The organism is Bacillus sp. DX3.1, from assembly GCF_030292155.1.
Taxonomy (GTDB): Bacteria; Bacillota; Bacilli; order Bacillales; family Bacillaceae_G; genus Bacillus_A.
In genome coordinates, this window is the sequence record NZ_CP128153.1 from 3,246,813 (window position 1) to 3,260,916 (window position 14,104).

General features: G+C 36.1%; 9 protein-coding genes. 1 reads left to right on the top strand and 8 read right to left on the bottom strand.

Features of this window, described 5'->3' with window-relative positions:
• Positions 1 to 55: 55 nt before the first annotated feature.
• The 4 genes from QRE67_RS16105 to QRE67_RS16120 form a co-directional block, all read right to left on the bottom strand.
• Positions 56 to 3,418, bottom strand: a complete 3,363-nt coding sequence (locus QRE67_RS16105; protein ID WP_286121181.1) for a tubulin-like doman-containing protein — start codon at positions 3,416 to 3,418, stop codon at positions 56 to 58.
• A gap of 173 nt (positions 3,419 to 3,591) precedes the next feature.
• Positions 3,592 to 5,685 (bottom strand): vWA domain-containing protein, encoded by a 2,094-nt coding sequence (locus QRE67_RS16110; RefSeq protein ID WP_286121183.1) that lies wholly within the window; start codon positions 5,683 to 5,685, stop codon positions 3,592 to 3,594.
• 464 nt (positions 5,686 to 6,149) lie between these two features.
• Positions 6,150 to 6,347: a hypothetical protein gene (locus QRE67_RS16115; protein ID WP_286121184.1), complete on the bottom strand. Its 198-nt coding sequence runs from the start codon at positions 6,345 to 6,347 to the stop codon at positions 6,150 to 6,152.
• 75 nt (positions 6,348 to 6,422) lie between these two features.
• Positions 6,423 to 6,758: a hypothetical protein gene (locus tag QRE67_RS16120; RefSeq protein ID WP_286121185.1), complete on the bottom strand. Its 336-nt coding sequence runs from the start codon at positions 6,756 to 6,758 to the stop codon at positions 6,423 to 6,425.
• A gap of 142 nt (positions 6,759 to 6,900) precedes the next feature.
• On the opposite strand from QRE67_RS16120, the gene QRE67_RS16125 reads away from it, so the two are divergent.
• On the top strand, positions 6,901 to 7,254 hold the full coding sequence (locus QRE67_RS16125; protein ID WP_286121186.1) for a hypothetical protein: 354 nt from the start codon (positions 6,901 to 6,903) through the stop codon (positions 7,252 to 7,254).
• Between the two features lie 56 nt (positions 7,255 to 7,310).
• Here QRE67_RS16125 and QRE67_RS16130 read toward each other — a convergent pair whose 3' ends face one another.
• The 4 genes from QRE67_RS16130 to QRE67_RS16145 form a co-directional block, all read right to left on the bottom strand.
• Positions 7,311 to 8,069: a class I SAM-dependent methyltransferase gene (locus QRE67_RS16130; protein WP_286121187.1), complete on the bottom strand. Its 759-nt coding sequence runs from the start codon at positions 8,067 to 8,069 to the stop codon at positions 7,311 to 7,313.
• A gap of 56 nt (positions 8,070 to 8,125) precedes the next feature.
• Complete coding sequence (locus tag QRE67_RS16135; protein ID WP_286121188.1) at positions 8,126 to 9,820, bottom strand: peptide ABC transporter substrate-binding protein; 1,695 nt, start codon at positions 9,818 to 9,820, stop codon at positions 8,126 to 8,128.
• Between the two features lie 480 nt (positions 9,821 to 10,300).
• On the bottom strand, positions 10,301 to 12,007 hold the full coding sequence (locus QRE67_RS16140; RefSeq protein WP_286121189.1) for a peptide ABC transporter substrate-binding protein: 1,707 nt from the start codon (positions 12,005 to 12,007) through the stop codon (positions 10,301 to 10,303).
• Positions 12,008 to 12,398: 391 nt separating this feature from the next.
• Complete coding sequence (locus QRE67_RS16145) at positions 12,399 to 13,661, bottom strand: dicarboxylate/amino acid:cation symporter (protein WP_286121190.1); 1,263 nt, start codon at positions 13,659 to 13,661, stop codon at positions 12,399 to 12,401.
• Positions 13,662 to 14,104 lie beyond the last annotated feature (443 nt).

Below are 14,104 nucleotides of genomic sequence, written 5' to 3' on the forward strand. Positions count from 1 at the left end.
AGAATCCCCCTTTTTAAAGTAATTATTCCATACTTAAGGATTCCCTATCTTCACGCTACACATTCGTTTTTGACTCTTGTTCCTCTTCTTGAATGTTTAGAAGATGCAGCCATTTTTTATACGGTGCACTATTCGGATCGACATAGCCTTTTGCATAGGAGCGATCCCATAGTTGCCGTACAAACATCGCCGCTTCTTTTTTTGCAACCATTTCAGATCCCGTTCCATAGTAAGCTTGAAAATATGTTTTGATTTCATCAAGAAGCAATCGTAATAGTTCATCGGATGTTTCTTCTAACGTAGGATCATATTTCGCCTCACGATCGTACATTAAAATCATGTCTAAAATATTATGGACGTGTTCCTTTCTTAACCACCGTACATCTTGAGCACCTAACACAAAAGACTGCGTATACAAATGTCCACCTTGCTGCATTGCTTTTTCCTGTTCTTCTTCAAAACGTGAAAGAATATTTTCGTAAATAAACGGATTATGGAGCAATGCACGGTGTAATTTATAGCTTTCACTCGAAATATTTTTCCCCATAGATTGAATCAAAAAGCTGCGACCCACTCCGTTATATTGATAAACAAACTGACCATCCACTGCTACAAGACTAATCCAACGGTACATATATGCATACAGAAGGGCACGGTTACATTTATCATAATCTAGCTTCGTTTGCGTTACATTTAAGTCAGGCATAAAGGCCGGCAAGTGCCAATATTTATCTAAATGCGGTGTTAAATTGGATTTCTTTATATTTAATTTGTTAACGCGGCGATAATAGGATTGAAAATAGTCACCTTTATCATTCATAAACCCATTTGCAATATGACCAGATGAAAGCTTTGGAAAATCTTGCAATGATAAACCGTAATGAGCCCGGTAACAAATGACTTCGAACGGTGAAAATGCTGTATTCACTGTATCTTTTTCTTGAAACATTTCCTGAAGAAGCTCTTCCTGTAATTCTTGTTTAAGAGAAGGATGTACCCCCCAATACTGTAATTCACGATGATGAGCTACTTTCGGGATAAATGGACTTGCTAGATGAAAGAGATCTTCAATTTTTTCTCTCACATATTCATTGCGATCACGCTTCTCGAAATCGGCTTCTTTTCGCAACGCTTCAATAATATTAAGTTCAAGTTTATCACGATAACGTACTTGTAGTTCATCATAGCAATACGTTAAAATATGTTCTCTATAAAAATCTTCTACTTTTTGCGATTGACTTTCTTCCGCTTGGGCATCTCGGCAATACTCTCCATACAAGCTCATATAAATCTCAGCGGATATTTCTTTCGGCAGTACACCTAGATTTAAATGATGTTGAATGTCATGCCATATTTTCTCTTGTAATCGTTCGTTCGCCAGCACATATACATTTGTCGGATTTGTTTTTCCTTCAAACTCTTTGCTCCGTTTTTGAATTTCAAGAAGTAAATTTTCACGTGTTTCCTGCAAGTTATCAAAGAATCGCTCCCAATGTTGAATCATTTTACTAATCGTCTGGTAAAGCGATTGATAAACGAGTTCAAGTAACATTTCCTTTCGATATTCATTTAATTTATGCACATATTGCGTAACAATATCTTCAAATTCTTTCCGGAACATACGCTGCTGATTATAAAACATTTTTCCAAACCAGTTTTGTTGCTGTGCAAACTCTACACGCCGCACTGCCGTTACTGTACCATCTATATTGCTTACATTAAATTTCTTATCATAGTTTTGAATTAAATTCCGCTTCTGCTCATTGCTTTCATGTAACCGGTTCATCCGTTCTACTAACTGCTTCCGGATTTCATACAACATAAAACGTGCCGCAACTGGATGAACAGGATCCGTTTTCTTTAAAAACCATGTATTCAGTTGATACGACTGCCCTTCTGAACCGCTTGGCGTAAAACGATCCGCTTCTATCATGTCATACATAAGCGTTGTGACATGTTCATGCACACGGCTCGGTATCGCGTATGCATATAAGCGGACAGCATGATCCACTCTTGCCACTTCGCCCTTCATTTGTTCAGTAATTTTGAGCTTTGCGGCAGAAATTTTACACTCATGCTGCAATCGATTTAATTCTTCATCTTTTTGCACCGTACGCTGTACATAGCTTTCCACTGCCTCTAAAAACATTTTCGATTTTGCAACACCGATTTTCCCGCCCTCAGCACCTTCACGCGTTTCATAATACATTTGCTTATAAAAGATGTGCGCCTGCTCTGGACGGGTTGCAAGATGCTCTAAATCTTCTAAATAACTTTTCCCACGCTCTGGTTTTTCACGCTGCATACCGCGGCGAACATCTTGTTCATAGCGCTGTTTTTTATCTTGAAACAGTTGATCTAAATGAAGCCAAGATTCATCTAATCCTTGCACCGCCCATTTTAATGCACAGTATTTCAAGACATGTTCATATGGATAAATTAACTTTGCAGTCCCGGCCCCGCAGTATCGTGCTTTCCCGTTTGATTCAGCCAATTGCTGAATTTGATTATCTTCTTGTGCAAAATGGCTTGTAGACATTGGACTAAATAATTGCAAATAGATGGTATTCGTCATCTGCTCCATATAATCCGATAAATTATGCAAGTGATGACCATGTAAATTTTCATAATCATATAAGAAACAATAGTTATACGGTAAATGATGCTGTTTAATGGTATGATTCGTTCGTCCATCTTCATCCACCTGATCTGGACGATACTCTAGTTCAATAGTCACACCGCCTCGCTTTGATAATTCACCGGTGGAACCGAGCGTAATCGCATGAAGTTCTTTTAAAGAAGCATAACCATTCGCCTGCACGGTTTCAAACTCTTTTCCGCTAACCGTACGCGTCTTTACGAGTACATCTGGCATTAAAAATGCACCGCGTATTAAAATGTTATGATGCTGCAGCTTTTTCCGAAGCATTTCGCGTAAATACAATGCAATTTGTAGAAACATACCTGATCCCGTGCCACCAGCTAACGATGTAATAATAATAACGCGAACACCATATTCTGTTTTATCGCTAGTTACGGGGAAGATTTTTTCAATTTCCTGCCAAAAGGTGGTTAACTTATCATCTTTCATTGCTGCTCGTAATGCTAAACGCGAAATAACACGAAGTTGCCCTGCGCCCTCTGTTAATGGCTTATCAAGAACGGTATGATCCATCGGAAACCATTCTGGAATCGTTGGGTCTTCTGCAATATATTCTCTCGGAGTTTTGCTTGAACTTGTTTGCGTCATAAATTTACGAATATGCTGGAACTTACTTAACGTATTCACATCTGTATCAAATACATGCATCGCTACTTTTTTACGACGTTCTGGCGGCAACTTCTCATATATTTGATGCGTAATTGTACTCCCGATTCCACCTAAACCAATTAAAATCGTTGGAACTTGTAATGTCATGTGAACCACCTTCCTATTAGTGCGTGTTCAAAAAGGAGGATAAAGAGAGCCGAGCAGTTCGAGGCGCGGAAGCCAGGAGGATACGGAGTGTAGCTGGAACTACATGAGTACCGGACTGGCGACGTAACGAAGAAATGCGACAGCTATCTTTACCGGACTTTTTGAACTTCCTCTTATTCACATTCATATCGATATATTTCTTTTCCATAACCACGATCTATCAGTAGTATTTCATTCGGATATAATGTTTTGTGCTCATTTCCTACCTCTTCTTCTGTAACAAACATGCCATCGATTATCATCCCAAGCACTTGCGACTCCTTCGCTACAAAAACCGATTTTGAACCTTTTTTCGCTATAAATGTCACCGATTGTACCGTTTTACGTTCCGCTCGAAACGGAATACCAAAGTAATGTTTCCACCATCTATTTCTGAGTAATTCTGGCTCAGATTGATAGAGCCAATCTTTCGCAACTTCCTGATCCCATTCGTAATACAGCAGCGCTTTCCGGTGAAAACGAGGCCGTACAATCCATCCTAAAATAAGAATGGCAAGTATGAGTAGTAATATTGTGAATGGGATTACGAATTGAAAAATTGTCGCATAGCGCTCCCAAAATGGCACATTACGAATATGAAATGAGATATTTTTCTTCACTTCTTGTAACTTAGAATCTCGTACAGTGATGGTAGCTTCTACGGTGCCAGTATCTGTAAAATTGAATGTATCGGAGTAATAAGGACGAGGGTATACATAGATTTGATTGCCATGTTGCTGTAATTCATAGTTGATTGATTGATGAGATGCGACACTAGTAGATTGTAATAACGCCTTTACTGCTGCTTCTGTCATCGGCTCATCGTCCAATAATGGCTGTACGACAAACGGTCTGCTCACTTCTAAATTTGTCACCTTTTCTTCATAGTCTTTTGTAATAACTTGTAAAGATAGTTTTGGTTTTGGCATAGAATCAATCCGAAACTCTTTCGTCTGCCTATAAAATCCTTTTATATTCATATGAACTTTTCCGCGGACTGCCTGTTTTTTTATTTGCATTTCGTAGTAAAACACATGTCGTTTTTCATCCCATTTCATCGGGTACAATTGGCCATCTAACTCTACTTGTGCTTCAAAATAAGAAGCCTGAATCGGTAAGTCCGTCGGCTTTGCTTCAATAACAGCCTTCGTTTCTTCATACATTCCCTCTACATCCTTCCTTTTTTTATCCTCTTTGTCATAAGTAGAAACAGTATAGTCTAACGCTGGTTCAACAAGTACTTTCAATCCATCTTTTCCGATATCTTTATCAATTTCTAATGAGTATGAACCCGGTTTTATAACCGTATGATTTGTAGAACCGATATGAGCAATATCACCATATAATTTCGATTCTGCTGGAGCTTGAATCGAAAAAGCCGATTGTAATGCTAATGGTTTTGATAGTTGTTCTATATGGTATTGTGATGCGTCAACAGATTGTTGCACAAGCGTAATTCTCTTTAATGGAAAAGGTGTCGTAATTTCTAATTTTTTTCCTGCGATGTTCGTTTTTACTGCAGATTCGGCAGAAGAAAATGGATCTCGATTCGCTACTAAAGCAGCAGCTTGATTGACACTTTGAATGACACCATCTTCCCCGCTAGTCGGCATGACAATACCATTCGTTTCTTGCTTCCAAATCTCTTTAAATGTGTTCATTTGCAGTTGCTCTTGCCGTCCTAAATTTTCTTCCATTGTAATTAATACTGGATGTAATGAAATTTTTTTCGCTTCCATTTCTTTTTTAAATTGCCGTAATTTCTGAGCAATCTGCTCTTTACCACTATCTTTTTCTAATTCATTAAATGCCCCGTCAGTTAATACAATAAGCCAAAATTCACGCTTTCCATTTATGCTCGCTTCCTTTTTTATAGATTGCATCGCCGTTTCTACTGCTCCAAATGGAGTATTTAAATAATTTTTCCACGCTCCAATTTGGTCGATTTCTGTTTGCCGTTTTTCATTTGTAAGGGAAACATTTACTTCTTGAGATGGACGACTCATTGGAACATATGAAAAAGTATCTTTTTCATCTAATAATGCAACTAAACTTTGCAAGGCATAATTGGCATATTTCCAACGATCGTTATTCCTCATACTTCCAGAATCATCATATACGAGTGAAACGACCCGTTCTTTTGCCTCCTCCCCTTTTGCAAAAGTTGAAAAAGGATTAAAACATATTAGTAGAAGAAAGATGAATGTGGCAACAATTCGATTCTTCATGATGAGGCTTCGCCACCTTTGTAGACAAATTCCTATGTTTAAACTTATGAAAAGAAACAAGATATATGACTTGTATTTTCGGACAATAATCTATATAAATACAAATTAAAAAACGGACATAAACCCCTTCTTTTTAGGTGGGAGAGAGCATCCGGCCATGCATAGAAGCGGTCAGATCCTTTTCCTGCCCAGACATAGTGAAAACAAAGAGAGAAAACGAGTGCAGGTCACCTTTTGTTATCCATAGCCGCGGCTATATGTTGAAAAATCAAAACGGATTTATATAATCATAATTTCATTATGTAAACTAAATAACAAAAAATAAAACTGCTCATTGCAGCTTTATTTTCTTCTATATTTCATCGTTACATGTTCATTTATTTCTGTACGCCGCTTTAATAGTTCATTGCCCTCTACTGAATATTCTATGCAGAATGTATTTCAACTTTCGACGCCGGACATATTCATTCACCTTTACATGCTTTCTCTTTTCCTATAATAAAAATTTGCACATCGATTTCTTTTCCACTGTGCGGATGAAAAGCTGACATTTTTACTTTATAATCTAAACCTAAAGGTAAGAGACGTATAACCATTTCTACCGAAAGTGTTTCAAACGTTTGATTTTGAAAATGACATATTTTATGGTCCTTTCCATTCATAAGCGGCGCTGTTTGCTCACCATAATTTACCCCGCAATAACAGGCAGTAAAAAACACGCTTAAAACAGCGTGCTCTCATTGTTTCACATATACTTGTACGATCGGATTTTCCTTATTATCTGCATGTAAACGAATATTCCCTTCACTTGTATGATAAATTCCTGACAATAACATAATGGTTAGCACATTGGGCACTTTCCCATCCGTCCCATACTTTCGTTCAAGAACTTCTTTATATTCAAAATCAAGGTCTCCTTGTATATATGTATACACTTCAAATCCATCCTCTAAATCACAAACAATCCTGTCAATAATATCTGCACCCACTTGACGCTCCATTTCGTTACGAAGTGCATCTGTAAATTCATTCCAAGGGACTTCATATGTTTGAAATTGGTCTGTAGACTTCATATTTCTCACTCCTTTTTTTCATACACATTAACCATATAATTCCCCTTTCTCGTAACAATTATGAAACTTAGGTCAATCGTACAAGCCGTTCTTGTCCCGATAACATATCGTATTATTGTGGATACAGAAGGAGGCAAAAAACATGCATCGTCGACGATGTTACAACACATGTCAACGTTATTTTGGAAAAGTTGTACGAATTGAAGATCGTGATGGTTATATTCATCTTGGAAGAATTATTGATATAACAGATGATTCCGTTTGGATTGAACCAGTTCATCATTCATCTTTTGATACCGGTTTTGGTTACTATGATGCAGGTGATGGTGCATATGGAGGTGGCGGCTGTGATTTTTGCGGTGGGCTACGTCAATGTGACCGTTGCGGATTTGGTTTTGGTGGCGGCTTTGATGGAGGCTTTTTCAGAAGGGGCGCCTTTGAATTAGCTTTTGGATTTATTTTTGGAATTGCTTTAGCTGCATTATTTTTCATTTAATAGAAAAACAAGCTGACTTCAAAGACCGCTTCTTGCGGAATTTGCGTCAGCTTTTTTTATTTTTCACAAATAAATACGCGATGCCCTAATACATGCTGATACATTTGCAATACTTTTTCATGCTGAACCCAAGCATCATACAACTCTTTTGGAATATAGTGTGACACATTCCACTCTGGCTGTTCAGTTTGTGCTGCTATCGTCTCAGCAATGGTACCTCCACCAGCTATTGATATATGCTTGAAGTTTTCTTTTTGGAATAAATGTAGCCATTCTTTTTCTGTTAACAATTGCTGCATTCCATATATTTGTAATAGCTTCTTTTCTTCTTCTTGTGCTAAATGATTCTCAATCACCATCTCAATCACAACTAGTTTCCCAGCATCTTGTAACACACGGTAACATTCAGATATCACTTGCTCCTTATTTGTAAAAGCAAGTACAGACTCCCCTAAAACAAGATGAAACTGCCGATCATGAAACGGTAATTGCTCCGCATTGCCTTCTACCAGCTCAATCTGCACGTTTTCTTGCACCCATCTATTTTTTGCTTTTTGAATCATGATTTCATTATTTTCAATTGCTGTAACCTTATAGCCAAATTGCTTTTGCATATAAGCTGCTGTTCTTCCTGTACCGCAGCCAATCTCAAGTACATCCGCTTCTCGTTGCAATTGAAGCTGTGTTAATAATTGCTTCGTTAACGTAAACCCTCCTGGATGCGCACTCCCAATTCCGAAATAAGCTAAAAAATCAATGTATGTGTTCGGTTTCATTGGATTCTCCTTATACTTTTCTATTGTATGTATATTCAAAGGAGAAAAAGCAGTGCATAAAAAAGAGGGCGCGCCATCGCGTCCTCTTTTTTACCTTACTTATCTTCAGAAATATAAGCCCATTTATAGCTATAATCTCCACCAACTGGGTGAAGAATGATGTCTTTCACTTTTGGTTTTTGGATAACTGCATTACCACGTTGGTAAACCGGTGCAATTGCCGCCTCATCAAGCAATATTTTTTCAGCTTTTAGTAATGCTTCCCAACGATCTTTTGTTTTCGTTAATAATTCGCCTTTTCCTTTTTCAACAAGCTCATCATATTTTGCATTCGAATAACTCATTTGGTTATGTCCGCCTTTTGTAATGAACATATCGATAAATGTCATCGGATCTAAATAGTCTGGTCCCCAGCCTGCATAAGATAATTCATAATCTTGCTTTGTTTCTAATTCTAATTTTTGCTTAAATGGTTGGTTTTTCAAATTGATTGTTAATCCTGGTAAGTTTTTCTCTAAATCACCTTTTAAGAACTCACCTATTTTTTTCGCATTGTCAGTGTCGTAATTTAGTAATTCAATTGTTACTTCTTCTTTACCAAGTTCTTTTTTCGCCTTATTCCAGTATTCTTTCGCTTTTTTCACATCTGTTTTTAAAATATCTCCGTTTTCTTTACGGAAATCTTTCCCATCTGGACTCTTCGCAAAGTCTTTCGGAACTAAATAGTCAGCTGGTGTAGAGCCATCATTTATAACTACATTTGTTAAGCCCTTTTTATCGAATCCTATAGCAATTGCTTTACGTAAGTTTTCATTTTTCAATACTGTATCTTGTCCACCACGTTGTTGGTTTAGACGTAAGAAGAATACAGATGGTGTTTTTTCTGTAATAAAGTCTGGACTAGATTTGAATTTATCAACATATTCCGCTGCAAGTACTGCTCGATCAATCTGTCCGCTTTCATATAAATTCACACGAGTACTAACCTCTTTTACAACGTTAACGTTGATTTCTTCCAGTTTCACTGTTTTCTTATCCCAGTATTGTTCATTTTTCTTCATTTTCCAGCCTTCTTCATGCTTCCAATCATTTAATGTAAATGGACCATTATATAATGTTGTATCTGATTCTAAGCCAAATTTATCTCCTTTTTCTGTCACGAATTTCTCATTTAACGGATAGAATGTGCCAAATGATGTTAATTCAATAAAATAAGGAATTGGATTGTCTAACTCTACTTCTAATGTATAATCATCAACAGCTTTTACACCTAATGTGTCCAAAGCTGCTTTTCCTTCATTAATTGCTTTTGCATTTTTCAAATCATACATGATATACGCATACTCTGCTGCTGTATTTGGATCTAGCGCACGCTTCCAAGCAAAGACGAAATCCTTCGCTGTTACCGGATCGCCATTTGACCATTTCGCATTTTTATTTAATTTAAATGTATATTTTTTGCTATCATCACTTTTCGTATAAGATTCAGCAACACCTGGTGTAGCCTTATTATCTTTATCAAGGCGGTATAACCCTTCCATTACGTTGTTCATTACTTGAAACGATACTTGGTCTGTTGCTTTAGAAGAATCCATAGAAGGAATTTCGTTTGTCTCTGTTAAGTTTAATACTTGTTTCGCTGCTAATTTTCCACCTGACTTCTTATCGTCTTTTGGAGACGTATTTGCTTTATCTTTATCCCCGGATCCCGAACATGCTGATAATGCCATGCTTACTGCTAGAACTGGTGCTACAACTGCTGTTAGTTTTTTCATCTTTTTCTTATTCATTTTTGTACCCTCCCTAATTTATATGTACGATGCTAATTTTGAGAGATTTTCAGGTAACTCCCTATATAGTTATCTGAAGATTCTTATTAGTTAATATTCTACTATTTTTTTCAACTTTGTAAAGTATTATTTAAAAATTCCGAAAAATATTTTTCATTACAATAACTTTTATAAACATTCTGTTACATTTTTATATTCATTCTTCTCTCCACTATATGAATAGCTCATTCTTCCTATTCTTCTCTAGTTTTTTGAAGTTCTATTCTCTCTTCACATATATTTCCAATATATGCGAAGGAAAAATCTCATCATTTTGAGGTTTGGATATCACTACACCTATGAAATATTTCGCACATATTGTACATTCTTGCAGATAGAATCAATTCTTATGATGAAACACTTTTCGAACAAAATTTTTGTCATAGAAAAAAGCATTTCTAAAGTAGATTTTCTACTTTAGAAATGCTTTTTAGCTTAACATTATTTTCCGTCTTTTTCAGTTACATAAGCCCACTTAAAGCTGTATTCTGGACTAATATTATGTTTTACAATACCTTTAACATTTGGTTGCAGTACATAAGATCTACCAGATTGATATAGTGGTACAAGCGCTACATCTTCTTCAATTAATATTTTTTCAGCTTTTCCTAGCTCTTCCCAACGTTTCTTCGCATCAGACATTAACTCTGTTTGACCTTTTTTAATAATCTCATCATATTTTGGATTTGAATAGCTCATTTGGTTGTGAGAATGCTTAGATTCAAACATATCTAAGAATGTCATTGGATCCGCATAGTCTGGGCTCCAGCCACCAAAGGAGATATCATAGTCTTGTTCTTGTTCCACTTTTAATTTTTGCTTAAACGGCTGCAGTTTTATATTAACTGTTACACCTTTTAAATTTTTCTCAATTTGGTCTTTTACATATTCTCCAACTTTTTTCGAACTACCAGTATCATAGTTTAACAATTCAATTGTAACTTGATCTTTACCAAGTTCTTTCTTCGCTGCTTCCCATGCCGCTGCTGCTTTTTTCGCATCTGGTTTTAATCCATTTTTAAACGTTCCTTGGAAGTCCTTACCATCCGGGCCAGTTGCTAATCCTTTTGGTACTAAGAAATCTGCTGGTTTTGAACCGTCATTTAAAATAACAGTTGCTAAATCCTTTTTGTCGATTGACAATGCAATTGCTTCACGTAATTTTTTGCTTTTTAGCGGTGTATCTTGATCACCACGCTTTTGATTCAAGCGTAAGAAGAATGTACCTGTTTCCAAATACTCTCCAAATTCATCTTTCTTCGCTTTATATTTATCAACAAATTCTCCTGTTAATAGCGTGAAATCAATTTGACCACTGTCATATAAGTTTACATTTGTCGCTGGTTCTTTTACCACACTAAAGTTAATTTCTTCAAGCTTTACATTCTTCTTATCCCAATACGTATCGTTTTTCTTTAACTGCCAGCCTTGTTCATGCTTCCATTCAGACATTACAAACGGCCCGTTATATACTAATGTATCCGCTTCTAATCCATATTTATCGCCTTTTTCCTTCACAACTTTTTCATTTAATGGATAGTAGTTTACGAATGCCGTTAAATTCAAAAAGTATGGAACTGGCGTTTCTAATTCAACCTCTAATGTATAATCATCTACCGCCTTTGCACCTAACGTTGATACTTCCGCTTTTCCTGTATTAATCGCTTCTGCATTTTTGATAGAATATGCAATAAATCCGTACTCAGCAGCCGTTTTCGGATCTACTAGACGTTGCCAAGCATAGACGAAATCTTTCGCTGTTACTGGATCACCATTTGACCATTTTGCATCTTTACGAAGTTTAAATGTATATTTTTTGCCATCCTCACTTTTCGTGCTTGATTCTGCCGCAGCTGGGATTGGCTTATTATCTTTGTCAAGACGATATAACCCTTCCATTGTGTTCCCTATAATTTGTGATGATAGTGTATCTGTTGATTTTGAAGAGTCCATAGATGGAATTTCGTTTCTTTCTGTACGATTCAGTACTTGTTTTGCTGCATATTTAGCATCTGATTTACTATCACTACTTGACGATGTACTTGTCTTTTTATCCCCACCTGATCCCGAACATGCTGTTAATGCCATACTCATTGCTAATACTGGTGCTACGACTGCTGTTAGTTTTTTTATTTTTTTCTTTTTCACTTCTGTACCCTCCCTATTTATCTGCGCAATACTAATGTTAAAACACTTTCCGATAACTTTGTTTTTTTATATAGTTATCTGAAAATTCCTATTAACTAATATTCTACTAATTTTTTAGGTTTTGTAAAGTGTTATTATTAAAAATTTTTTAAAAATTATTTTATTACAGTAATATTTATAAAAATTCTACTCATTTTTACGATCTTTTCCTTCGCCTCCTATCAATCTCTATTTCGTTTATTAATTCTCATTTTCCCAAAATAAAATGAGAAATTATGTTACATAAATAATGTATAAATCTATCAATTTCTTTTTAACAAAAATAAAAACAGCCAGCAATGCTGACTGTTTTCTCTACACGAACGAACTCTAATCTTCTATTTTCCAACTCCTATCCGGCCATTTTCTCTTTCTGCATATTCACTAATAACCTCTCATGTTTCGCTTCATCAAATTCATTTTCACTTTTAGCAACAACAACAGTTGCAATACCATTCCCAATTAAATTAACAATGGCACGCGCTTCTGACATAAATCTGTCTACCCCTAGAAGGAGTGCTAACCCTTCTAACGGAATAACTTGCATTGCTGATAACGTGGATGCAAGTACGATAAAGCCTCCCCCAGTTACAGCGGCTGCACCTTTTGATGTAACCAACAAGATTGCTATTATAGTTAATTGTTGACCAAGTGAAAGATCGATATGAAAGACTTGCGCTAAAAAAATAGTAGCCATCGATAAATAGATTGTAGTTCCATCTAAGTTAAAAGAATACCCGGTTGGAATAACTAATCCTACCACTGGTTTTGAACATCCGAATTGTTCCATCTTCGTCATTATACGTGGTAATACAGATTCAGAGGATGACGTACCAAGTACGATAAGCAGTTCTTCTTTTATATGGGATAAATATTTCCACAAACTAAATTTATATAATTTACAAATCAGATTTAAAACAATAAACACAAACAGCGCCATTGTTGCATACACACAAATCATTAATTTTCCAAGTGGAATTAGCGTGCTCAAACCATATTTCCCAATTGTAAATGCCATTCCTCCGAACGCCCCAAGAGGTGCTAACTTCATGACAATTGATAAAATATTAAAGAAAACTTTGGATAATCGCTCAAAAAAGTCGATAACAGGCTGCCCATTTTTCCCAAGCATTGTCAAACCTGCTCCAAATAAAATAGAAAAGAATAATACTTGTAAAATATCACCTTTAGCAAACGCCTCAAACATATTAGACGGTACGATATGTAAAAAGAAATCGAGCCACTTCATTTCCTGACCGCTTTGTACATACTGCGAAATATCTCCACCTTTTAATTTGGATGGATCTAAACCATCACCCGGACGAACAACATTCGCAACGACGATGCCTATAATTAGAGCAAATGTAGTTACAATTTCAAAATATAAAAGTGCTTTTCCGCCAACACGTCCCACTTTTTTCATATTTCCCATGCTAGCAATTCCAAGCACAATCGTTAAGAAAATGATTGGTGCGATAACCATTTTGATCATATTAATAAATGTTTCACCAATTGGTTTCATTTGTTGCCCCGCACTAGGCCAAATCGCTCCAACTAAAATACCACAAATAATTGCGACAATAACTTGGAATGTTAAATTTCTTACAATTTTCATCTGTCAATTCTCCCCTGTTTTCTTCGTCTCTCCCCTATGTAGATAAAGCCATTATGAAATATATCTTTTTAAAATCCCCCTTGTTACTGAACTAGAACTATAATATTATGTTACACTATTAGGAGTTAAATTTAAATAGTATATCTTATTTATTTAAAAATAACATACTAATAGATAAAAAATCTATATATATCAATTTTGTTTTTTCGACATATAAGCCCCGGCTATGGATAACAAAAGGTGACCTACACTCGTTTTCTCTCTTTGTTTTCACTTGGCATGGAGCAAGAAAAGGATCTGACCGCTTCTATGCATAAACGGATGCTCTCTCCCACCTAAAAAGAAAGGTTTTATGTCGTTTTTTTAAATTTGTATTTATATATTATAAAAAGCAGACGCTCCACAAGACGTCTGCTTTACTTACCAAATATAAATCTTTCCTA